The organism is Streptomyces sp. NPDC088923, from assembly GCF_044749745.1.
GTDB lineage: Bacteria > Actinomycetota > Actinomycetes > Streptomycetales > Streptomycetaceae > Streptomyces.
Genome location: NZ_JBIVIO010000002.1, coordinates 896,071 through 918,456, shown reverse-complemented (window position 1 = coordinate 918,456; position 22,386 = coordinate 896,071). Strand labels below are relative to the sequence as shown.

The following is a 22,386-nucleotide window of genomic DNA, read 5'->3' as shown; positions in this document are numbered from 1 at the left end:
TGGTCAAAGGGTTTAGCCGGCACGCGGGGCCGCCGCGACGTCGCGGCGTTTTCCCAGCTCACACGCGACGTGGCACATGCCACGTCGCGGCGTCGCGGCGTGACACCGTGGCCGCGCGCGACGTCGACGCGACGTGGCGGCACGGCCCCGTCACGACGCGGCGCCCGCGCCATGGTCGGTCGCGTGGACGCCGCGTCCTCGCGGGTCGGAGTGCCGGGGTGTACGGGTCGGGTCTACGGTCCGGACGGTTCAGAGCTGGACGCCCGTGAAGACCATGATCCGCTCGTAGGTGTAGTCCTCCATCGCCGAGCGGACGCCTTCGCGCCCGACGCCGGAGAGCTTGGTGCCGCCGTACGGCATCTGGTCGGCGCGGTAGGAGGGCGCGTCGCCGATGATCACACCGCCGACCTCCAGGGCGCGGTGGGCGCGGAACGCGGCCTGCACGTCGTGCGTGAAGACGCCGGCCTGGAGACCGTACTTCGAGTCGTTGACCGCGGCGTACGCCTCGTCCTCGCCGTTCACCTTGATCAGGGACAGGACGGGGCCGAAGACCTCCTCGCGCGCGAGGGTCGTACCGGCCGGGAGGTCGGCGAGGACGGTGGGGGCGTACGTCGCGCCGTCGCGCTCGCCGCCGGTCAGAAGCGTCGCGCCGGCGGCGACCGCCTCGTCGACCCAGGACTCGACGCGCCGCGCGGCGTCCTCGCTGACGAGCGGGCCGACCTCGGTCGCCGGGTCGGAGGGGTCCCCCGTCACCTGGGCCTCGACGGCCTTGACGACGCGGTCGACCAGGCGGTCGTAGACGGCGGCGTCCGCGATGACGCGCTGCACGGAGATGCAGGACTGGCCGCCCTGGTAGTTCGAGAACGTCGCGATGCGGCTCGCGGCCCAGTCGAGGTCGGCGTCCGAGGCGTAGTCCGCGAGGACGACGGCCGCGCCGTTGCCACCGAGTTCCAGTGTGCAGTGCTTGCGGGGAACGGAGTCCATGATCGCGTAGCCGACCTTCTCCGAGCCCGTGAACGAGATCACCGGGAGCCGCTCGTCCTGGACCAGGGCGGGCATGCGGTCGTTCTCGACGGTCAGGACGGACCAACTGCCGGCGGGCAGTGTCGTCTCGGCGAGGATCTCGCCGAGGACCAGGGCGGAGAGAGGCGTCGCGGGGGCCGGCTTGAGGATGATCGGCACGCCGGCCGCGAGGGCGGGGGCGACCTTGTGGGCGCACAGGTTGAGCGGGAAGTTGAACGGCGCGATGCCGAGGACGACGCCGCGCGGGAAACGCCGCGTGAGCCCGATGCGTCCCTCGCCGCCCGCGTCGGTGTCGAGCCGAAGACCCTCGCCGCCGTTGAAGCGCCGGGCTTCCTCGCTCGCGAAGCGGAAGACGGAGACGGCGCGGCCGACCTCCCCACGTGCCCACTTGATGGGCTTGCCGTTCTCGGCGGAGATGAGCCGCGCGATCTCCTCGGTGCGCTCGGTGAGCCGCTTCGCGACATGGTCGAGCGCGGCGGCGCGTACGTGGGCGGGGCTCGCGGCGAACTCCTCACGCACCGCGTACGCGGCGGCGACCGCCTCCTCGACCTGCGCCTCGGTGGGGATGCCGACCTTCCCGACGAGGCGGCCGTCCCACGGCGAGGTGACGACGAACGTGGTCTCGCCCGTGGCCTGGCGGCCGGCGAGCCAGAAGGCATGGGTGGAAGTCATCGCGAGTCCCGGCCCTTCCGCAGTGCAGTGGTGGGTGTGCGTACGTCGCGTGGCGCGGCGTCGCGCGAGGCGGTACGCCTCAGCAGGCCCACCGTAAGGGCCGCGTCGCGCCGCGTCGTTTGTCCGTCGCGTAGCGGCCGGGCAGCGGGACGCGCCGTATTGGCGATAGCCGTACGGGGGGAGGCGGAGCCGACGGGGCGACGACGGGGGCGCGCGACGTGAGGGCTTACGGGGCGGCGGGGGGCGCGACGTGTACGCGCACGGCGCGGCGTCGGGCCCTCGCGCGGCGCGCGGCGTCGCGTGTGTACGTCGCTTGTGTACGTCGCGTGCGGGGGGCGCGGCATGTGTCCGGTTTCACGCGACGTAGGACGCGACGTCGCCCCGTACCGCCGTGTCCGTCAGGCGGCGCCGCCGGGCGTGGTGGTCGCCTTGAGTGCGAGCCAGAGTTCCATCCGTACATCTGGGTCGTCGAGGGAGCGTCCCAGGATCTCCTCGACGCGGCGCATGCGGTAGCGGAGGGTGTGGCGGTGGACGCCCAGCTCGGCCGCCGCGGCGTCCCACTGGCCGTGGTGGCCCAGCCATGCGCGCAGGGAGGCGACGAGGTTGCCGCGCCCCGTCGCGTCGTGGTCGTGGAGCGCGCGCAGGAGACCGTCCGCGAAGGCGCGTACCGCGTCGTCGGCGAGCAGCGGAAGCACGGAGCCGGCCGCGACGTCCTCGTGCTCGACCAGTGTCCGGCCGCGACGTCGCGCCACGGACAGGGCCTGTTCGGCCTGCTTGTACGCGGTCGCGGCGGCCACGGGGCCCGAGGGGGCGGAGAGGCCCATGACGAGAGCGCTGTCGGCGGTGGGCTGCGGCGTCGCCCCGGCGTCGCGGGCACGGTCCGCTTCCCCGGCGTACGTCGCGCAGGCGTCGGCGACGGCGCCCTGGTCGACGGCGAGGAGGACGAGGCGGTCGCCCTCGCGTACGACGAGGACGGGCTCACCGGCGCGAGCGGCGGCGGTTTCGACGAGCTCCACCATGGCCGCACAGGGGTCCGCCGCGGGTTCGGGCGGCGCGCTGCCCTCGGTGGAGGCGGAGCCTGTTTCGGCGGCGGTAGCCGGGGACGTCGCCCGCGGCCGCGACGTGGGCGACGTCCCCGCGACGATGACGAGGCGGAACGGCGCGTCGAGCAGCGCGCCGTACAAGTCCCCCGCCGCGGCGCGCGCGTGGCCCGACTCACCGGCGAGCAGCATTCCGAGTACGGCGGCGCCGATGCGCTGCTCGGCGGCCTGGAAGGCGCGGGAGCGCTCCATGGTGAGGGTGAGCAGGGAGATCGCGGCGTGCACCGAGTAGCGCTCCGCCGTGCCGAGCGTGCCCTCGGTGCCGACGGCGAGGGCCGCGCGGGGGTGGCGTGCCGCGCCGAGGGAGTGCAGCTCGACCCGGTCCTCCGCCGCGGCCACGACCGCGCTCGCGGGCGCGGGGCGGTCACGCAGGAGGCGTACGTCGGGCGTGAGGCGGGCGGCACGTCGCGCGGCCCACTCGGGCGCGGCGGCGACGACGGCGCCCGACGCGTCGTAGACGGCGGCCCAGCCGTTGAGCTGCGCGGCGAGCGCGGCGATGAGGCCCTCGGGGCCCTCACCGAGTACCTGCCGCGTGAGTTCGCGCTGCGCGGCGAAGCCCGCGGTGACGGCGCGGTACTGCTCGGCCGCGATCGCCGCCGAGACCGCCTTCGTGATCGCCAGGAAGGGGGTACGTCGCGGCACTTCGAGCAGCGGCAGCGACTCCGCCTCGGCCGCCGCCACGAGCGCGGCGGGCACCTCCTCGTAGTTCACGCCCCTGCCGAAGCCGAGCCCCGCGACGCCCGCGCGCGCCAGGCGCCGGACGTAGGGGCGGACCTCCTCGGGGTTCCGGGCGTCGAGGGTGAGCGCGGTAGTCAGAAGCAGCTCTCCCCCGTTCATGTACGGCACCGGATCGATCAGCTCGCTCACATGCGCCCAGCGGACAGGGGTGTCCAGGCGGTCCGCTCCGGCCAGCACGCTGAGCTTGAGCGCGGAGTGTTGGACGAGTGAGGCGAGCGTGGGCGGCATGAGACCTTCCGGGCGTCGCGCGGGGCACGCACGAACGTGCTGCTGGGTTCTTGGCCGTCGCGTATGAGCGACGCTTCCAAGTCTGCCTCACTGTATGCATGGCGTCTGGGGGTGGGACGGGGGTGCGGGAGCGCGGAGGTGGGGACGGCGCGCCGGGGCGGGGCGGCGTCGGCGGTGCGGCGTCGGCGGGCGCACGGTACGCAGCGGGACGTGGCGCGACGCTCGGTCGTACGTCGCGTGCGGCTCGCGTCGCGTGGTCGCGTACGTGCGTCGCGTGGTGCGCCACGGCATACGTCGCGTGGTACGCCCCGCGGCATACGTCGCGTCAAGTCCTCAGGCCTCGGCCCGCCCGCCGCGCGTCGTCAGTGGCGCAGGTCGACCAGGAGGGGCGGGGCGTGCTCGCCCCGCACCGTAGTGAGGGAGACGACGGCGTGCCCCGGCGGCAGGGCGTGGGCGAGCTCCGACGCCGACCAGCGCTCGCGCTCCACCTGCCGCACGGTGACGGATTGCGCGGTCGGCGCCTTGCCGGTGATGGCCTTCCGCAGGAAGTGGCTGACCTTGGTGAGGGGTTCGTCAGCGACGATCTGCCGGTCCGTGACATCGCGGATCTCACGCCACTCGGTGCCCCACGCCGCGGCGAAGTCCTGCCCGTCCCTGGGCGCGACCCCCGCGAGCGCCATACGGCACCCGGCGGCGCCGAGGAGCGGACCACGCAGCTCCTGCGGTACGTCGTCGAGCGTGCGCAGCGCGAGGAGCACGCCCGCGTGGGCGGAGCGCAGCGACTGGATGCCGCGTACGGACTCGGCCGTCACGACGCCGGCCGCGTCGTCCAGCGCGAGGCACGCGAAGAGCGAGACGTCGCGGCGTACCAGCACACTCGCCGTGAACTGGGCAAGCACCAGCCGCGCCAGGACGCGCGCGGCGTCGGAGTGGCCCCGTGCCGGAAGCTCGATCCGCACGCGTACCGGATGGTCGAGGGCGCGGAAGGAGAAGGGCGCGCCCTCGCCCGAGGTGTCGAAGAAGTCGGCGAAGGCGGGACGGTCGAGCAGCGCGAGGCGGTCGACGAGCAACGGCGCCGCGTCGCCGGGCTGACCGGCCTGGCGCTCGCGCGACTCCACGTCGCGCAGGAGGGCACTGTGCCCCGCCGCGGCGAGAGCGGCCCGTAGCGCGGCGAGGTGCTTCGGGGAACCGTCGAGGAGGAGGCGCAGTTCCGGTACGGACGGGAACCGCCCGTGGACGGCGCGGAAGGGGCCCAGCACCTGGGCGAGGACGGTGCTGGGGCGTCGCCCCGAGCTGGACGCCTGCGGAAGATCGCCGACCAGGGCTTCGGCGAGGAACGTCGCGGCTTCCTCCGCGTCGTGGGTGCCGCCGTAGAGGTCGAGGTCGTAGACGGAGTCGGGGTGGCCGAGGCGGATGACGATGTCGTAGTTGTCAGCGGTTCCGAGCCCCGCTCCCTCCGCCCCGACCACGACGACCGCGGCACGGCCCGCCAGGGCCTGCAGGCACAGCGCCTCGGCGACGGGGCAGACCACGGTGGCGGTCTTGCCCGAGCCCGCGGGGCCGACGGCGACGAGGGACGTCGCGAGGAGTTCCGAGCCGAGCGCGAAACCGGCGGTGCGGTACGCGTAGGAGTTGCGCGCGTCGTCCAGGGTCGCGCCCAGGCGGACCTGCCCCGTGGCGAGGTCGTGCGGCACGGATCGCGCGGGGAGATCGCGGCGGCCCGACGGGTGCGGGAACGCCGCGGCGCCGTCGCGCAGGACGTCGCGCCGGAACGCCTCGACGGGCAGCTGTCCGGACTGCACGGAGCGCCAGGCCCGTACGAGCCGCGCGTGGTCGACGTCGCGCAGCCGGCCCGCGTACGCCTCGTCCGCGAGCCTGTCGGCCACCGCGTGCTCACCGGCCGCGCGCAGCTCGGGCCACTGGGCGGGGTCTTCCTCGGGGGTGGGCGCGGGGGGCGGGGACGCGGCGCTGTCGGCTTCACGCCGGGTGCGGGACCAGGGGCTGTAGCGGCGCCAGAGCTCGGGCCAGCGGCCCAGCCGGGCGACCATCACCGTGACCAAGGCGGCGACAAGGACGATGTAGGCCCACGAGACGTAGGCGGCGCCGGTCGATTGCGAATCGAGAGGGGTCGTTTTGATCAGCACCGTCAGTGGCGCCTGCCACCAGTTGCCCCACAGATAGCCGTTGTACAACAGCGACCAGAACAGCCACCCCACCAGCAAAGCGATCAACGCGCCGCTGACGAGTTGCCGCCCAGGAGTCCGCTCCGGTTCGACCTCGGGCCGCGGGCGGTGGCCGAAGCGCCAGATGCCGGGGAGGGCCGGCGGTCGCGGCGTACGGAGCCAGTCGAGGAAGTCCGCCCCAGGAGGCCGCTCCGGGGTGCCCCCTCCGGGAGACACCCCCGGCCCCCACCCCGGCGTGGGCGGCGGCACCTGCGCGCCGTAGGCGGCAGGGCGTCCGCGCGGCGGAGGCGGGACTGGCGCGGCGGGCGGCGGGGGCGCTGTCGCGCCGGGCGGCGGCCCGGCGGGGCGTGGCGGTACGGGAGGCACCGCGCCGCCCTGACGCGCGTCAGGTACCCCCGTGGCCCCTGGCGGGCCATCGGGAACGGGCGGCATCGGTGGCGGCACGGAACCGGCCGGTGGGCCTCCGGGCGCGGGACCGTTCCCAGGTGCCCGCGATCCGTACGTACCGTCCCTGTCCATGCCCAGCCCCCTGACCTGCCGGTCCGTCGTACCGTCTCGCGCGGCGCGGGTCGATCATCGATCGCGGCTCAATCTAGTGTCCCCACGCGCCGCCGGGGACGACGCACACGAGTTGTACCCGAATTTCGGCCGGGCGACAGACCGACGCGGAGCCCCGTCGCGCCGCGACGTGCGGCGCACCGACGCCGCGCGCGGCGCCCCCGCGCGCACCGCCTCCACGACGCGACGTCCCCTGCCCACGGGGCGCCGGCCGCGCAGCAACACGCCGCGCGATCCACGCGACGTAGCGCGCACCTCCGCCCAGCCCGGCCGCACACCCACGCGACGTCTCGTCCCGTCCCGGCCCGAGCGCCCACCCCCATCCCCTGCTCCACGAAGGACAACCGACACGTCCCACTTCTCCCGAACGGCGCATCCCGTCCCGCCCCCGCGCCCCCTAGCCTGCGAACAGGCCCCGGCGACGAGCGGAAGCACCGTCGGCGACGGAGCGCCTCATCCCCGGCCCGACAGGCGAACGTCACGCGTCCACGCCCCGGAACCGGGCAGCCGGGTCAGCACCACCCGGATCACGGACAACCAAGGACCTCAGGAGCCCTCATGAGCGCCATTCCGCAGGAGCGCCGCGTCGTCACGGCCATCCCCGGCCCGAAGTCGCAGGAAATCCAGGCCCGCCGCGCCGCCACCGTCGCGGCCGGCGTCGGCTCGACGTTGCCCGTGTTCGCGGCGCGCGCCGAGGGCGGCATCCTGGAGGACGTCGACGGCAACCGCTTCATCGACCTCGGCTCCGGCATCGCCGTGACCACCGTGGGGGCGAGCGCCGAGGCGGTCGTACGTCGCGCGAGCGCGCAGCTCGCCGACTTCACGCACACGTGCTTCATGGTGACGCCGTACGAGGGCTACGTCGCCGTCGCCGAGCAGCTCGCCGAGCTCACCCCCGGCGATCACGCGAAGAAGTCCGCGCTCTTCAACTCGGGCGCCGAGGCCGTCGAGAACGCCGTCAAGATCGCCCGCTCGTACACGAAGCGCCAGGCGGTCGTCGTCTTCGACCACGGCTACCACGGCCGGACCAACCTCACGATGGCGCTGACCGCCAAGAACATGCCGTACAAGGAGGGCTTCGGCCCCTTCGCTCCCGAGGTCTACCGCGTGCCCGTCGCGTACGCGTACCGCTGGCCGACCGGTCCAGAGAACGCCGGCCCCGAAGCCGCCGCACAGGCGATCGACCAGATCACGAAGCAGATCGGCGCCCACAACGTCGCCGCCGTCATCATCGAGCCGGTGCTCGGCGAGGGCGGCTTCATCGAGCCGGCGAAGGGCTTCCTGCCGGCGCTGCGCGAGTTCGCGACGGCGAACGGCATCGTCTTCGTCGCGGACGAGATCCAGTCCGGTTTCTGCCGTACCGGCCAGTGGTTCGCGTGCGAGGACGAGGGCATCGTCCCCGACCTCATCACGACCGCCAAGGGCATCGCCGGCGGCCTGCCGCTCTCCGCCGTGACGGGGCGCGCCGAGATCATGGACGCCGCGCACTCCGGCGGCCTCGGCGGTACGTACGGCGGCAACCCCGTCGCGTGCGCCGCGGCGCTCGGCGCCATCGAGACCATGAAGGAACTCGATCTCAACGCGAAGGCGAAGCGCATCGAGGAGATCATGAAGGGCCGGCTCGTCGCGCTTCAGGAGAAGTACGAGGTCATCGGCGACGTGCGCGGGCGCGGCGGGATGATCGCGGCCGAGTTCGTCAAGCCGGGTGGCAAGGAGCCGGACCCGGAGACCACCGGGGCCGTCGCGAAGGCGTGCCACGCCGCGGGCGTCCTCGTCCTCACCTGCGGCACGTACGGCAACGTCGTCCGCTTCCTGCCGCCGCTGGTCATCGGCGAGGACCTCCTCAACGACGCGCTCGACGTCTTCGAGCAGGCGCTGGCGGCGTCGGTCTGAGCGGGGACGGCGCGGCGGCGGGCGGCGACGACGCGTGGCGGATGCCGGGGGACGTCGCCGCCCGCGACGTCGCTACGTCGCGTCGCGCCTGGGACGCGGCATCACGTCGCTACGTCGCGTCGCGTCACGCCGGGGACGTGGCATCACGGCGGAACGTCGCGTGGCGACGCGGCGTCGCGGCCTCCGACCGCGCGACCTCGCCACGCCCCCGGCACGCGACGTGCTGCCCCGCCCCCGCCCGTCGCGCTCGCCCGTGCCCGCTCCGTCAGGCATCGTGAGGACGTGACCAGGCTTGTGAAGAAGGTGTGCGAGGGCGATGGCGGGATGGGTCGGTCCCTGTCCCGGCCGTCGTTCCCTGCCGTAGGTTCTCAGCAGATGAACGAAACACCCCGCCCGCGGGAGACCGCGGGTGGTGCCGTCGCGTGGCCTCCCCAGTCGCGTACCGGCCGTGCCTTCGCGCACATCGGGGCCCCAGGTCCCGGACATCCTCACCGATCGGACGGCCGCCCGCCCCACACCCCCCGGGGCGCGCGGTTTCCCGGTCCTCCCGGACGCCCCGGAACCAGCCCCCCGGTCCCGGGGCGTCCGGCTGTCGTCCTCTCCCTCTGCGCTGTCGTCTTCGCCCTTCTCACCTGGCAGCTCGTCGTCCACGGTCCCCTGCGTCGCCTCGACGAGCGCCTCGGGGTACGACTCCACGACAGCGTCGGCCTGCCGCATCCCCTCGCCGAGTTCTTCTCCGACCTGGGCAACACGGCGGTCGCCGTACCGGCGCTCGCCCTCTGCGCCGCCGCAGTCACGTGGTGGGTACGTCGCGACACGGGGCGCGTCGCGTGGTGGCCGGCGCTCACGGCTCTGACCGCGATCCTCGTCGTCCCAGCGCTCGTGCTCCCTCTCAAAGAGATCTTCGACCGCCCGGGCCAGCCCTCCGCCGAGGGTCTCGGCTACTACCCGTCAGGCCATACGGCGACCGCGACCGTCGCGTACGGCGTCGCCCTTCTGCTGCTCTTCGCGGGGCCCGTCCCGCCGCACCGGCGCGACGTACGGCGCGCTCTCGCCGCGACGTGGCTGCTGCTCGTCCTGTGCGTGAGCTACGGACTGGTGCGGCAGGGCTACCACTGGCCCCTGGATGTCGCGGCGAGCTGGTGCCTGGGGGGCGCGGTGCTGCAGGTCGCGGCAGTGGTTCTCGTACGGGCGCGGGAGCGGCCGCGGACCCCGGTCCGGGACGGCAGGGCTCGACGGCAGCGGGAACGTCGCGCGGACGATCCGGAACGCGGCGACGTCGCGTAGCCCCCCCCCCCCCCGCGACGTGCCCCGACCCCCACGACGTATCCCCGGCACCACGCGGCGTCGCCCCTCGCCGCACGCCACGCGGTTACTCGGCCCGTCCCTCCTCGTCGCGGCATGCCGCGGCCTCGTGCAGCGCGAGTTCGAGCTGTGCCGCGTCGGTGAGGACTCCCGATCCGTCCGGCGGAACGGTCCATCTGATGCCGTCCGCCGTCTCCCCGGGACGCGGCACCACCAGCCACGTGCCGCGCCCCACGCACCGCACCCCGCCGCCCACCCACTGAGCGGCGGTACCCACCGGTACGAGGAAGCCCAGGCGGTCCCGCACGGCGTCCGCGAGGACGGGCCCGGGACGCTCGACCAGCCCTCCGAGAATCTCCAACGTCGCGCTTCCGAGAGATCCCGGGAGGACCAGGACGTCCCAGACGCGGCCCGCCGCCAGCAGCGTGGTCCCCCGCGGATCACGCTCCCACCGCCGCAGACAGTCAGCCGGATCGGGCGCGGCACGCGCCAACCATGCCAACGGGGTGGGCCTCTCATCCGCCTCGGGGGGCTCCTGGGATTCCGTCATCACGCTGCCTCCTGTCGCGAGGCGCGCACGGCGCACGCCTCGCTAGAGAGACCGCTCGCCGAGGCGGGCATTACGCGAGTCGGAGACGCCGCAGCGGTGAAACACGTCACAGCACGGCGCGCGATGTGGCGAGGCGACGCGGCCAGGCGACGTGACGTGGCGACGCGGCGAGGCGACGTCGCCCGATTCCACGCGACGTCGCCGCTGCCCGCTCCCCCCACGTCCTCCCCGTCACGCGACACATGCCGCGCGACGTCACGCCGTGCCCAGGCGACGTCGCGCGCGTCGCGGCCCCACGCCGCCCCGCGACACCACGCCCCGACGCAGCGGCGCGCCCCCGTCCCCGCCCGCCTCAGCTGTCGAACCCGAGCCCCATCCGGTCCATCGCGCGCAGCCACAGGTTCCGTCGCCCGCCGTGGTCGTCAGCGCGCGCGAGCGAACGTCGCGTCAGCTCGATCCCCGTCCAGGCGAACGGCTCGGGCGGGAAGGGCAGGGGTTTCGTGCGCACCATCCGGAGCGCGCTCCGCTCCGTCTCTGCCCCGTCGAGGAGGTCCAGCATGACGTCGGCGCCGAAACGCGTCGCCCCCACACCGAGCCCGGTGAAGCCGGCGGCGTACGCGACGCGCCCGCGGTGCGCCGTGCCGAAGAAGGCCGAGAACCGCGTACAGGTGTCGATCGCGCCGCCCCACGCGTGCGTGAAGCGAAGCCCTTCGAGCTGCGGGAAGCAGGTGAAGAAGTGCTCCGCCAGCTTCTCGTACGTCGCGGGCCGGTCGTCGTACTCGGCACGCACCGTGCCGCCGAAGCGGTAGATCGCGTCGTACCCGCCCCACAGGACGCGGTTGTCCGAGGTGAGCCGGAAGTAGTGGAACTGGTTGGCGCTGTCACCGAGCCCTTGGCGGTGGCGCCAGCCGATCGCGTCGCGCTGCTCGGTGCTGAGCGGCTCGGTCATGAGCGCGTAGTCGTACACCGGCACCGTGTACGGGCGCAGACGGCGCACGAGCGAGGGGAAGACGTTGGTGCCGAGGGCGACGTCGCGCGCGAAGACGCGTCCGTACGGCGTGCGCAGCGCCATTCGGCCGCCGTCGCGTGCGAGGGCGAGGCCGGGGGTGTGCTCGTGGACGCGGACGCCCAGGTCGAGGCACGCGCGGCGCAGCCCCCACGCGAGGCGGGCGGGATGCAGCAGGGCGACGCCGCGGGTGTCTTGGAGGCCCGCGAGGAAGGTCGGCGAGTCGACCTCGGCGCGCAGTGCTGTCTCGTCGAGGAGTTCGTAGTCGTCGAAGCCGTGCGCACGCGCCGTCTCGTGCAGCTCAGCGAGTTCCTCGACTTGGTGCGGCCGCGTCGCGATGTCGATCTCGCCGGTGCGCTCGAACTCGCAGTCGATGCCGTAGCGGGCGACGGTGGCCTCGATGTCGTCGAGGTTGCGGCGACCCAGCGCCTCCAGGGCGCCGATCTCGTCCGGCCAGCGGTCGAGGCCGTTGGGGAGACCGTGGGTGAGGGACGCCGCGCAGAAACCGCCGTTGCGCCCGGAGGCCGCCCACCCGACCGTCTTCGCCTCCACCAGGACCACGTCGCGTCCGGGGTCGCGTTCCTTCGCCCGCAAAGCGGTCCACAGACCGCTGTACCCGCCGCCGACGACGAGGAGGTCGCAACGGGTGTCGCCCACGAGGGCCGGCAGGGGCTCGGGGCGTCCGGGGTCGTCGAGCCAGTAGGCGCCGGGACGGGCGTCGGCGAGGGCGGTGGTCCATCTGCTGCTCATGGCGCTCGCGGCCATGATGTCAACTCCCTACGGTGGCGCTCCGCGCGGTGCGGAACGCGTTCGGTACGAAAGGTGAAAGGTGCGGTATCGCTGCCGCGTGCCTCGCGCCGGTCGGAGCCGGCGGACACACGAGGGCCGTACGCCCCGACGCTACGAGGCGTACGCGACGCGCGACGTGCGCGACGTGCGGGGACGCGGGGCGGGACGTGTCGCGCGGCGGTGCGTCGCGACGCGGCGTACGCGACGCGTGCCCCGACGTCGCGACGTCGCGACGTCGCGACGTCGCGACGGGCCGACGGGCCGACGGTCGGACGGGGCGCGGTACGCGACGTGGCGGCCCCGCGTCGCCGACGCGGCGCGCGACGTCGCGAACCAGACGGCCTCCCCCGTACGCCGCGACACCACGTACGAAGCGACGCCACACGCCGCGACGCCACGCTGACGCCCCCGTCGCCCGACGCCCCGCCCCGCCGCGTCAGCCTCCCTGCCGCCGCTTCCGCCGGCTGCCGAGGAGCATGGCGGCCAGGACGACGAGGACGGCGACGACGAACATGGCGGTACCGATCACATTGATCTGCACCGGCGTGCCGCGCTGCGCCGAGCCCCACACGTACATCGGGAAGGTCACGGTGGAGCCGGCGTTGAAGTTGGTGATGATGAAGTCGTCGAACGAGAGCGCGAAGGCGAGCAGTGCGCCGGCCGCGATGCCCGGTGCGGCGATCGGCAGCGTGACGCGCAGGAAGGTCTGGAGGGGCCCGGCGTAGAGGTCCTGCGCGGCCTGTTCCAGGCGCGGGTCCATGGACATGACGCGCGCTTTGACCGCCGTCACGACGAAGCTGAGACAGAACATGATGTGCGCGATCAGGATCGTCCAGAAGCCGAACTGGACACCCATGTTCAGGAAGAGCGTCATCAGCGACGCGGCCATGACGACTTCGGGCATCGCCATGGGCAGGAAGATCAGCGAGTTGACCGCGCCGCGCGCGCGGAAACGGTACCGCACGAGTGCGAAGGCGATCATCGTGCCGAGCACTGTCGCCCCGAGCGTCGCCCAGGCCGCGATCTGGAGGCTGAGCGAGAGCGAGCCGCACATGTCGGCGACGCCGCAGGGGTCGGTCCAGGCATCGGTCGAGAAGCGCTGCCACTCGTAATTGAATCGTCCGTTGGGCTTGTTGAACGAGAAGATCATCACGACGACATTCGGAAGGATCATGTACGCGAGCGTGCAGATCCCGGCGATGACGACGAGGTTGCGGCGGACGGCGCGCAGCGGTCCACCAGGCTTGCGCGCACGCGACGCCGACGCGGCGTCACGCGGCGTACGGCGCGCTGCGGGCGCGACGTCGTGTGCCGTAGGGGTCCGGGTGCTCATCAGATCAAATCCTCCGTACCGGACTTGCGCAGGTAGACCGTGACGGCCGCGAGGATGGCCGCCATGAGGATGAAGGAGAGGGCGGCGGCGGCCGGGTAGTCGAGGACTCGAAGGAAAAGCGTCTGAATGACATTTCCGATCATCCGCGTATCCGTCGACCCGAGGAGATCGGCATTGACGTAGTCGCCGGCGGCGGGGATGAACGTGAGCAGCGTCCCCGAGACGACGCCGGGAAGCGACAGCGGGAAGGTCACCTTCCGGAAGGTCGTGAACGGCGCGGCGTACAGGTCTCCCGAGGCCTCGTGGAGCCTCGGGTCGATGCGTTCCAGGGACGTGTACAGCGGAAGGATCATGAAGGGCAGGAAGTTGTACGTGAGCCCGCAGACGACCGCGAGCGGGGTCGCGAGGACGCGGTCGCCCTCGGTGATGCCGAGCGCGCTCGTGGCGTCCAGGAGGTGCAGCGTGTTGAGCGCGTCCACGACGAAGCCGCCGTCGGCCAGGATCGTCTTCCACGCGAGCGTGCGGATGAGGAAGCTCGTGAAGAACGGCGCGATGACGAGGATGAGCACCAGGTTGCGCCAGCGCCCCGCGCGGAAGGCGATGAGGTACGCGAGCGGGTAGCCGAGGGCGAGGCACAGAACCGTCGCGACGGCGGCGTACGCGAGGGAGCGTACGAACTGCGGCCAGTACTCGCTGAAGACGTCCCAGTACGTGGCGAAGTGCCACGTCACCCGGAAGCCGTCCTCCAGCGTGCCGGTCTGCACCGACGTGGACGCCTGGTAGACCATCGGCAGCGCGAAGAAGACCAGCAACCACAGCATCCCGGGCAGCAGCAGCCAGTACGGGACGAGGCGGCCGCGCACCCTGACACCGCGACGTCGCGGCGGTGTGGGGCTCGCGACGTCATCGGGCCCCGGGGGGTTGGCGGGCGGCGCGGGTGGCGCGTCGGTGGCACTCACGCGGCGTCCCCCTCGCTGCCCGCCGTGGCGACGCCCGCGCCGATGTCCTGCTCCGCGTCGAGCCCGAAGCCGTGTGCGGGGTTCCAGTGCGCGACGACCTCGGCGCCCGGCGTCAGGCGCGCGTCGCGCTCGATGTTCTGCGCGTACACCTCGAAGCGCCCGCAGCAGGGGGCATCGAGCACGTACTGCGTCGAGACCCCGATGAAGCTGGAGTCGGTGATGCGACCGCGGACCCGGTTGCGCCCCTCGGGTATCCGCGCCTCGTCCTCGACGGGGACGAGCGAGACCTTCTCGGGGCGCACGCCGAGCAGCAGCGCACCGCCCGCACGCGGCGGTACGGCGCAGCGCGCGGCGGGGACGACGAGGCGTGTGCCACGCGACGTCAGCGCGACTTCGCCGCCCGGCGTCGCGTCCTCGACGGTGCCGGGGACGAGGTTCGAGGTGCCGAGGAAGTTGGCCACGAAGGTGCTGCGCGGCGTCTCGTAGAGGTCCTCGGGAGCGCCGAGCTGCTCGACGCTGCCGGCGTTCATGACCGCGACGGTGTCGGCCATCGTCATGGCCTCCTCCTGGTCGTGCGTCACGTGCACGAAGGTGATGCCCACCTCTGTCTGGATGCGCTTGAGCTCCAGCTGCATCTGCCGGCGCAGCTTGAGGTCGAGGGCGCCGAGGGGCTCGTCGAGAAGCAGGACCTTGGGGCGGTTGATGAGCGCGCGGGCCACGGCGACACGCTGCTGCTGGCCGCCGGAGAGCTGGTGCGGCTTACGACGCGCGTAATCGCCGAGCTGGACGAGGTCGAGCATGTCGGCCACCTGCTTCTTCACCGACTTGATGCCGCGTCGTCGCAGGCCGAACGCGACGTTCTCGTAGATGTCGAGGTGCGGGAAGAGCGCGTAGCTCTGGAACACCGTGTTGACCGGGCGGCGGTACGGCGGCAGTGCGGTCACGTCCTCGTCGCCGAGGTGCACGGAGCCGGAGGTCGGCACCTCCAGGCCCGCGATCATGCGCAACGTCGTCGTCTTGCCGCACCCTGAGGCGCCGAGCAGCGCGAAGAAGGACCCCTGCGGAACGGTCAGGTCCAGGGGGTGTACCGCCGTGAAGTTCCCGTACTTCTTCCCGATCCCTTCGAGGCGCACGGCGCCGCCCCGGTCGGTCGGGGCCGTCTGGTCGGTGGATGGCGTGGTGGTCGTCATGAGCTGTATCCCGGTGGTGGAGGTGCCGGTGGTGGAGCCTTCGGGGGACGGGCGAGCGGGGTCCGGACGGGGGCGCCGCGCGGTGACGGCGCGCGGTGACGGCGCGCAGTTCTCGTACGGGGTGGTGCGGGGGCGACGTCGCGCGGGTACGTCGCATCGGCGCGACGTCGCGCGGGCCTCACGTGGCGTCGTGTTCTGGGACGACGTCGCGCCGCGTACCGGCACGTCGCGCCGCGTACCGGCACGTCGCGCCGCACGCCGCGAGCGTCGCGTACGCGCCGTACCGCCCGCGACGTCGCGACGTACCCGCGCGACGTACGCCGCCGCGTCGCCCGCCTCGCGCGACGTGCCCACGTGCCGCGCCGTACCGCCCCTGCCGCCGCGTGCCGCGCCGCGTCAGGTCGCATCACGTCGCGCCGCGTCAGCCGTCCGTCAGGGAGGCGAACTTCTTCTCATAGGCCGTCTCCTCCTTCGTCCCGAGCGAACGGAAGGCGTGGGACTTCGCCGCCATGGCGCGGTCGGGGACGATGAGCGGATTGTCGGCCGCGTCCTTGTCGATCTTCGCCAGTTCGGGCTTGACGCCGTCGACCGGGCAGACGTAGTTGATCCAGGCGGCGAGCCGGGCGGCGACCGGCGGTTCGTAGTAGTAGTCGATGAGCTTCTCGGCGTTGGCCTTGTGGCGCGCCTTGTTGGGCACCATGAGGTTGTCGGTCGAGGTCATGTAGCCGGAATCGGGGATGACGTAGCGCACGTCGGGGCTGTCGGCCTGGAGCTGGACCACGTCGCCGGCCCAGGCGAGACAGGCGGCGAGGTCGCCCTTGCTCAGGTCGGCGATGTAGTCGTTGCCGGTGAAGCGTCGCACTTGTTTGCGGTCGACGGCCTTCTGGATGCGCGCGATCGCCGCGTCGTACTGGTCCGCCGTCACGCGGCCGGGGTCCTTGCCCATGTCGAGCAGCACCATGCCGACGGTGTCGCGCATTTCCGAGAGCAGCCCCACCTTGCCTTTGAGCTTGGGGTCGTCGAGCAGTTGGGACACGGAGGTGATCTCCCGGCCGCCGGTCGCCTTGACGTTGTAGGCGATGAAGGTCGAGATACCGGCCCAGGGGTACGAGTAGGACCGGCCCGGGTCCCAGTCGGGGCTGCGGAACTGCGGCGCGAGGTTGGCGTAGGCGTGCGGCAGGTGGGCGGGATCGAGTTTCTGCACCCAGCCGAAGCGTATGAGGCGCGCCGCGAGCCAGTCGGTGACGCAGATCAGGTCGCGGCCGGTGTCCTGGCCCGCCGCGAGTTGTGGCTTGATCTTGCCGAAGAACTCGACGTTGTCGTTGATGTCCTCGGTGTACTTGACCTTGACGCCGGTGCGCTTCGCGAAGGCTTCCAGCGAAGGGCGGTGGCGGTTGTCGTCGCTGACGTCGATGTACTCGGTCCAGTTGGAGAAGTTGACGCTCTTCTCCTGCCGCGAGTGGTCCTCGGAGGTGACCGCGTCGTCGCCCGTCTTCGCCGCGGCGGGGATGCCGCAGGCGCTCAGCCCCCCGAGGCCACCCGCGGCGAGCGCGCCGCCGCCGACGGCGCGCAGTACGGCGCGTCGTCCCGGTGTCCACGGCGCCGCGCCGCGACGCCCCGTCCAGCCGCCCCGCGCCGCGCGCGTCAGCGCACGCGCCGTACCCGGTGGCGGTCGATCCGAATCGAACTGTTCCATGCGCTGTGCCCTTCCGGGTGAGCCTGCTCGATGAGGGGGCAGCGGTACCGGCCGCTTGCGCTACCGGTCCCCGAAGACGGTGCGGTGCCAGTCCTTTCTCGCCACGGCTGTGTTGTCGAACATGACGTGCTTGACCTGGGTGTATTCCTCGAAGGAGTACACGGACATGTCCTTGCCGTAGCCCGAGGACTTGTAGCCGCCGTGCGGCATCTCGCTGATGATCGGGATGTGGTCGTTGATCCACACGCAACCGGCCTTGATCTCGCGCGTGGCACGGTGCGCGCGGTACGTGTCGCGCGTCCAGGCCGAGGCGGCGAGCCCGTACGGCGTGTCGTTGGCGAGCCGCAGCGCCTCGTCATCGGTGTCGAAGGGGAGCACGACGAGGACGGGGCCGAAGATCTCGGACTGCACGACCTCGCTGTCCTGCGCGACGTCGGCGAGCAGCGTCGGACGGTAGTACGCGCCGTCCTTGAGCACGCCGCCCGGCGCATCGCCGCCGGTCACGACGCGCGACGTCGCGCGGGCGCGCTCCACGAACGCCGCGACGCGGTCGCGGTGCGCGTGGCTGATGAGCGGCCCGAGGTCGGTCGCCGGATCGAAGGGGTCGCCGAGCCGCACCGTCTCCATGAGCGCCGCGACGTCGCGTACAAAACGCTCGTAGACGGGGCGTTGCACGTAGGCGCGCGTCGCGGCGGTGCAGTCCTGCCCGCCGTTGATGAGCGAGGCCGCGACCGCGCCGTGCACGGCGGCTTCGAGGTCCGCGTCGTCGAAGACCACGAAGGGGGCCTTGCCGCCCAGTTCGAGGTGGAGCCTGCTGACGCCGCCGGTGGCGAGTTCCGCGACGCGCTTGCCCACCGCCGTCGACCCGGTGAACGAAGTCATCGCGACGTCGGGATGCGTGACGAGGCGCTCGCCCGCGTCGCGGCCCGCGCCGTTGACGATGTTCACGACGCCGTCGGGGAGACTCGCGGCCGTCGCCGCCTCGGCGAAGAGCAGCGAGGTGAAGGGGGTCAGCTCGGAGGGCTTGAGCACGATCGTGTTCCCCGCCGCGATAGCCGGAAGGATCTTCCAGGCGGCCATCTGAAGGGGGTAGTTCCACGGCGCGATGGAGCCGATGACGCCGATCGCCTCGCGCCGTACGTACGAGGTGTGGTCGCCGCTGTACTCGGCCGCCGCGCGTCCTTCGAGGTGCCGCGCGGCGCCGGCGAAGAAGACGGTGTTGTCGACCGTCCCCGGCACGTCGAACTCGCGGCTGAGCTTGATCGGCTTGCCGCACTGGAGGGACTCGGCCTGGGCGAAGTCCTCGGCGCGCTCGGCGAGCACCGTCGCGAAGCGGTGCAGGACGTCGGAACGCTCGCCGGGCGTCGCGCCGGACCACGCGGGGAAGGCCGCGCGCGCGGCGGCGACCGCGGCGTCCACGTCGGCGGGTCCCGCGAGTTCGTACGTGAAGATCGTCCGCCCGCTCGCCGGGTCCACGACATCCTGTGCGCTGCCCGACGTTCCCGCGACGAGGCGGCCATCGATGTACTGGGCACCCGCGGCGAAGTGGTCCCGTGGCTGGAAGCGGTTGCGCATGTCGCTCTCCTCCGGCCCCGCGAGAGTGCGGCACCGTAGCTCCGGCTCAATGTGAGTGCCGATCCTGACAGAGGCCCATCACTTCAACAAGTGATTCCGTTGTTGCCTTTTGGTTACACGACGAAATCTGTCGGCCACCTGTCGAGTCTTCCGCGAAAATCAAGACGAAGTGCCGAGCGGGCCTGCGAAACTCGCCTCATGGAAGAGGAGTTGACCAGGGACTACGCGACGTTGCTCGACCGGGCGCGTGGCACGGTGCTGCCCGTGGCGCACGACGCGGACGACGGGCTCTCCGGTGCCGGCGCGGACGGGGCTGCCTCTCGGGGACGTCGCGTGAAGTTCCTCCACTTCTGGGGGCACACGTCGCGCGGCGGGAACCTCGACAAGGCGTGTTTGAGCCAGTGGTGGCCCGCGCCGTTCACGGTCGGCGACGCGACGTACGCCACGGCGGAACACTGGATGATGGCGCGCAAGGCACGGCTCTTCGGCGACGTGGCGGCGGAGCACGCGGCGTTGACGGCGCGCGGCCCCGCGCAGGCGAAGGCGGCCGGTCGCCTCGTCCAGGGCTTCGACGAGGCGACATGGGAGCGGAACCGCTTCGGCATCGTCGTCGAGGGCAGCGTGCACAAGTTCTCCGCCGACCCGGCCCTCACGGCGTTCCTCCTCGGCACGGGAAACCGCGTGCTCGTCGAGGCCAGCCCGCTCGACCGGATCTGGGGCATCGGCCTCGCCGCCGACAACCCCCGCGCCTCCCGGCCGACGAGCTGGCGCGGGCAGAACCTCCTCGGCTTCGCGCTGATGGCGGCACGCGACATCTTGCGCGGGGAGGGGTAGGGGGGCGCGGGGGGCCGGGCGGGGGCGACGCGAGGGGACTGGGGCGACGCGAAGGGACGGACACGACGCGGCGGGGGGCGCGACGCGAGCTTGGGGGGACGACGCGACGTCAGGGGGCGGGCCACGCAGCGTAAGAGGACGCGTGACGGGGCGTCGGGGCGCGAGGTCGGAACGCGGCGCTGATGCGATGTATAGGCGACATCGCGGCGTGATTACTACGCGGCGCGTACGCGACGTCGCGGCGTAATGACTGTGCGACGCGTACGCGACGTCGCGACGTAACGGCTGCGCGGCGCGCGTACCCGACGTCGGGGCGAAGTGTCGGCGCGGCGTGTGCGTGACGTCGCGTCGCTACGGATCAGCGCGACGTCGCGTGCCACCCGCTCGCCGCGTCGAACGGCGCCCGCGCGTGGTACTCGTGCGTCGCTCCGCCGTCCGCGTCCTCCTCCCCCACCGCGAGCACGAAGGCCGCCACCAGGACAGCGAGCCCGGCCACCAGCCCGACGACCCCGCACACCAGGCCTGCCAGCGACATCCCACGCCCCGGCCCGCCCGCGCGCCGCGCGCGCCCCGTTCCCACCGCGCCCCACACGACGGCGAGCACCCCCGTCACGAGGCCGAGAAACCAAAATGCCACGGCCCCCTCGGCATCGAGGGGGAAAGCGAGTCCGTAGGCGAGGAGCGCGACGACCCCGAGTGAGAGGGCGGCACGCGCCGGCCCGGCGGCCCTTGGCGACGCACCGCTCGCCGCGACGTGCGACGCAGACGACGCGACGTGCGGCGGCGGAACCGGCGGCGACGCGACGTGCGATGTGGACGACGCGCCGTGCGGCAGCCCGACGGACGGAGGGAAGGCCGCCATCGACGGCGCGACAGGTGCCACGTAGGGCGCGTACGGCCCGTACGGCGCAGCAGCCGCGGGCGGCGCGACGTACGACGGCGGCACGGATGACTGCGCGACGTAAGGCGACGTCGCGTACCCCGCCTGCGCCGACCCCCCGAACGCGCCGTGGGCGAGCGGATAGCCGAACGCGGCCCACCCTGGGCCCTCAGGCGACGTGGGTATACCCGGCACCGGCTCCCCGCCCCGTCCGGACGTCGCGGGGTCTCGTACCGGCGACGCGACCCCAGCGACGGAGACGGCCGGGGCGAAGGCTGACGGCGCGACGTCGGGCGACCTGGTGCCCGGCAGCGGCGCCGGCCAGGAAGCGGGAGCCCGGAAGGAGCCCGCAGCGTCACGCACGGCCGAAGCCGCATCCCCGCCGTCCCCGTCCCCCGCAACCTCACGCGCCGTCAAGGTGTCCGTCACGTCCGGGACGCGCACCGTGCCCGCCTCCGCCGCCTCCCCAACCCGCTCCCCCAGCCCGTCCCCGCGCTCCGCCTCGTCCCGCCCCGACACCCCGCCGCCCCCGAAGGCCACCGCCCCGTCCCCGCCGCTCACCGCATCCCGCCGCCCCTCCGCGACGTCTCCCACCGAGCGACTCCCGCGCTCCCCGCCCTCGCGCCGCGCGCCGTCCCCTTCGCCCTGCTCCGCCTCGTCCACCCGTTCCCCTTCTCCATCCCCATCGGCTGCCGCACCCCCTGCCCCGACGTCGCGGCGGAATGCCGCGTCGTCCCGCATCCCGGCCACCTGTCGCACGGCGCGCCGTCCTACGATGATCCCCGACCGGCGCCGGGACCGGTCCACCGCCCTGACCGGGGAAGGACCGGGAGGACCCATGAACGTCTCCAGCGAACTGCACACCTTCATCGCAGGTCTGCCCAAGGCAGAGCTGCACGTGCACCACGTCGGGTCCGCCTCGCCGCGCATCGTCGCGGCGCTCGCCGCGCGCCACAGCGACACGCGGGTGCCCACGGCGCCCGAGGCGCTCGCGGACTACTTCACCTTCACGGACTTCGCGCACTTCATCGAGGTCTACCTCTCCGTCGTGGACCTCATCCGCACCCCGGAGGACGTCCGGCTGCTGACCTTCGAGGTCGCACGCGACATGGCGCGCCAGAACATCCGCTACGCGGAGCTGACCGTCACGCCGTACAGCTCGACGCGACGTGGCATCGACGCGCACGCCTTCATGGAGGCCATCGAGGACGCGCGCCACGCCGCGGAGAAGGAGCTGAACGTCGCGCTGCGCTGGTCCTTCGACATCCCCGGCGAAGCGGGGCTCGACGCGGCCGAGGAGACGGCGCACCTCGCGACGGAGCTGGGCCCCGACGGACTCATCAGCTTCGGCCTGGGCGGTCCGGAGATCGGGGTGCCGCGTCCGCAGTTCAAGCCGTACTTCGACCGCGCGCGGGCAGCGGGCCTGCGCTCCGTACCCCACGCGGGCGAAACGACCGGACCCGAGACCATCTGGGACGCGCTCAACGAGCTGGGGGCGGAGCGCATCGGCCACGGGACGAGCGCCGTGCGCGACCCCCGGCTGCTCGCACACCTCGCGGAGCACCGCATCCCGCTGGAGGTGTGCCCGACGTCCAACATCGCGACGCGCGCCGTCGCGGACCTCTCCGAGCACCCGGTCAAGCAGATGGTCGACGCGGGCGTCCTCGTGACCATCAACAGCGACGATCCGCCGATGTTCGGCACCGACCTCAACAACGAGTACGCCGTCGCGGCCTCACTCCTCGGCCTGGACGAACGCGGTCTGGCGGAGCTGGCGAAGAACGCCGTCGAAGCCTCGTTCCTCGACGCCGTGGGCAAGGCGCGGCTCCACGCCGAGATCGACGCGTACCTCGCCGCCTGGCTCGCGCCCTGAC

Annotated in this window: 15 protein-coding genes; 4 read left to right on the top strand and 11 right to left on the bottom strand. The window is 72.9% G+C overall.

The window, feature by feature from the left end; genetic code table 11:
- Positions 1-249 precede the first annotated feature (249 nt).
- From ACIP4O_RS15220 to ACIP4O_RS15210, 3 genes are all read right to left on the bottom strand, one after another.
- Entirely contained in the window at positions 250-1,695 is a 1,446-nt protein-coding gene (locus ACIP4O_RS15220; RefSeq protein ID WP_401574886.1) for an aldehyde dehydrogenase family protein, read from the bottom strand.
- 398 nt (positions 1,696-2,093) lie between these two features.
- The gene (locus ACIP4O_RS15215) at positions 2,094-3,761 is read right to left on the bottom strand and encodes a PucR family transcriptional regulator (protein WP_401574885.1); all 1,668 of its coding nucleotides are present in this window, start codon (positions 3,759-3,761) and stop codon (positions 2,094-2,096) included.
- Between the two features lie 362 nt (positions 3,762-4,123).
- A complete protein-coding gene (locus tag ACIP4O_RS15210) occupies positions 4,124-6,463 on the bottom strand; it encodes an ATP-binding protein (RefSeq protein ID WP_401574884.1) in 2,340 nt (779 codons plus the stop codon).
- A 597-nt stretch (positions 6,464-7,060) separates the two neighbouring features.
- On the opposite strand from ACIP4O_RS15210, the gene gabT reads away from it, so the two are divergent.
- The gene (gene gabT / locus ACIP4O_RS15205; RefSeq protein ID WP_361330363.1) at positions 7,061-8,395 is read left to right on the top strand and encodes a 4-aminobutyrate--2-oxoglutarate transaminase; all 1,335 of its coding nucleotides are present in this window, start codon (positions 7,061-7,063) and stop codon (positions 8,393-8,395) included.
- A 375-nt stretch (positions 8,396-8,770) separates the two neighbouring features.
- Positions 8,771-9,682: a phosphatase PAP2 family protein gene (locus ACIP4O_RS15200; protein ID WP_401574883.1), complete on the top strand. Its 912-nt coding sequence runs from the start codon at positions 8,771-8,773 to the stop codon at positions 9,680-9,682.
- 85 nt (positions 9,683-9,767) lie between these two features.
- On the opposite strand, the gene ACIP4O_RS15195 is transcribed toward ACIP4O_RS15200, so the two are convergent.
- The 7 genes from ACIP4O_RS15195 to ACIP4O_RS15165 form a co-directional block, all read right to left on the bottom strand.
- A complete protein-coding gene (locus ACIP4O_RS15195) occupies positions 9,768-10,250 on the bottom strand; it encodes a hypothetical protein (protein WP_401574882.1) in 483 nt (160 codons plus the stop codon).
- Between the two features lie 352 nt (positions 10,251-10,602).
- Positions 10,603-12,021, bottom strand: a complete 1,419-nt coding sequence (locus tag ACIP4O_RS15190) for an NAD(P)/FAD-dependent oxidoreductase (RefSeq protein ID WP_401574881.1) — start codon at positions 12,019-12,021, stop codon at positions 10,603-10,605.
- Positions 12,022-12,481: 460 nt separating this feature from the next.
- Positions 12,482-13,378 carry an ABC transporter permease gene (locus ACIP4O_RS15185; RefSeq protein WP_401574879.1) on the bottom strand — a complete coding sequence of 299 codons (897 nt, stop codon included), beginning with the start codon at positions 13,376-13,378 and terminating at the stop codon, positions 12,482-12,484.
- The gene (locus tag ACIP4O_RS15180; protein ID WP_401574877.1) at positions 13,378-14,337 is read right to left on the bottom strand and encodes an ABC transporter permease; all 960 of its coding nucleotides are present in this window, start codon (positions 14,335-14,337) and stop codon (positions 13,378-13,380) included. Before ACIP4O_RS15180 ends, ACIP4O_RS15185 begins: the two co-directional genes overlap by 1 nt.
- Positions 14,334-15,527 carry an ABC transporter ATP-binding protein gene (locus ACIP4O_RS15175; protein ID WP_401574875.1) on the bottom strand — a complete coding sequence of 398 codons (1,194 nt, stop codon included), beginning with the start codon at positions 15,525-15,527 and terminating at the stop codon, positions 14,334-14,336. Before ACIP4O_RS15175 ends, ACIP4O_RS15180 begins: the two co-directional genes overlap by 4 nt.
- 421 nt (positions 15,528-15,948) lie before the next feature.
- Positions 15,949-17,223, bottom strand: coding sequence for a spermidine/putrescine ABC transporter substrate-binding protein (locus ACIP4O_RS15170; protein ID WP_401574874.1), 1,275 nt, complete (start codon positions 17,221-17,223; stop codon positions 15,949-15,951).
- A gap of 60 nt (positions 17,224-17,283) precedes the next feature.
- On the bottom strand, positions 17,284-18,798 hold the full coding sequence (locus ACIP4O_RS15165; protein WP_401574873.1) for a gamma-aminobutyraldehyde dehydrogenase: 1,515 nt from the start codon (positions 18,796-18,798) through the stop codon (positions 17,284-17,286).
- Between the two features lie 198 nt (positions 18,799-18,996).
- Between ACIP4O_RS15165 and ACIP4O_RS15160 the strand changes: the two genes are divergently transcribed.
- A complete protein-coding gene (locus ACIP4O_RS15160; protein ID WP_401574872.1) occupies positions 18,997-19,632 on the top strand; it encodes an NADAR family protein in 636 nt (211 codons plus the stop codon).
- A gap of 358 nt (positions 19,633-19,990) precedes the next feature.
- Here ACIP4O_RS15160 and ACIP4O_RS15155 read toward each other — a convergent pair whose 3' ends face one another.
- Positions 19,991-20,269 (bottom strand): DUF4190 domain-containing protein, encoded by a 279-nt coding sequence (locus ACIP4O_RS15155; RefSeq protein WP_401574871.1) that lies wholly within the window; start codon positions 20,267-20,269, stop codon positions 19,991-19,993.
- Between the two features lie 1,081 nt (positions 20,270-21,350).
- On the opposite strand from ACIP4O_RS15155, the gene ACIP4O_RS15150 reads away from it, so the two are divergent.
- A complete protein-coding gene (locus ACIP4O_RS15150; protein WP_401574870.1) occupies positions 21,351-22,385 on the top strand; it encodes an adenosine deaminase in 1,035 nt (344 codons plus the stop codon).
- The last annotated feature ends 1 nt before the right edge of the window (position 22,386 follow it).

What these genes read in the sequence shown, in the direction of transcription:
- ACIP4O_RS15220 (WP_401574886.1), bottom strand. Translation starts at nt 1,695, where the DNA reads ATGACTTCCACCCATGCCTTCTGGCTCGCCGGCCGCCAGGCCACGGGC.
- ACIP4O_RS15215 (WP_401574885.1), bottom strand. Translation starts at nt 3,761, where the DNA reads ATGCCGCCCACGCTCGCCTCACTCGTCCAACACTCCGCGCTCAAGCTC.
- ACIP4O_RS15210 (WP_401574884.1), bottom strand. Translation starts at nt 6,463, where the DNA reads ATGGACAGGGACGGTACGTACGGATCGCGGGCACCTGGGAACGGTCCC.
- gabT (WP_361330363.1), top strand. Translation starts at nt 7,061, where the DNA reads ATGAGCGCCATTCCGCAGGAGCGCCGCGTCGTCACGGCCATCCCCGGC.
- ACIP4O_RS15200 (WP_401574883.1), top strand. Translation starts at nt 8,771, where the DNA reads ATGAACGAAACACCCCGCCCGCGGGAGACCGCGGGTGGTGCCGTCGCG.
- ACIP4O_RS15195 (WP_401574882.1), bottom strand. Translation starts at nt 10,250, where the DNA reads ATGACGGAATCCCAGGAGCCCCCCGAGGCGGATGAGAGGCCCACCCCG.
- ACIP4O_RS15190 (WP_401574881.1), bottom strand. Translation starts at nt 12,021, where the DNA reads ATGGCCGCGAGCGCCATGAGCAGCAGATGGACCACCGCCCTCGCCGAC.
- ACIP4O_RS15185 (WP_401574879.1), bottom strand. Translation starts at nt 13,378, where the DNA reads ATGAGCACCCGGACCCCTACGGCACACGACGTCGCGCCCGCAGCGCGC.
- ACIP4O_RS15175 (WP_401574875.1), bottom strand. Translation starts at nt 15,527, where the DNA reads ATGACGACCACCACGCCATCCACCGACCAGACGGCCCCGACCGACCGG.
- ACIP4O_RS15170 (WP_401574874.1), bottom strand. Translation starts at nt 17,223, where the DNA reads ATGGAACAGTTCGATTCGGATCGACCGCCACCGGGTACGGCGCGTGCG.
- ACIP4O_RS15165 (WP_401574873.1), bottom strand. Translation starts at nt 18,798, where the DNA reads ATGCGCAACCGCTTCCAGCCACGGGACCACTTCGCCGCGGGTGCCCAG.
- ACIP4O_RS15160 (WP_401574872.1), top strand. Translation starts at nt 18,997, where the DNA reads ATGGAAGAGGAGTTGACCAGGGACTACGCGACGTTGCTCGACCGGGCG.
- ACIP4O_RS15150 (WP_401574870.1), top strand. Translation starts at nt 21,351, where the DNA reads ATGAACGTCTCCAGCGAACTGCACACCTTCATCGCAGGTCTGCCCAAG.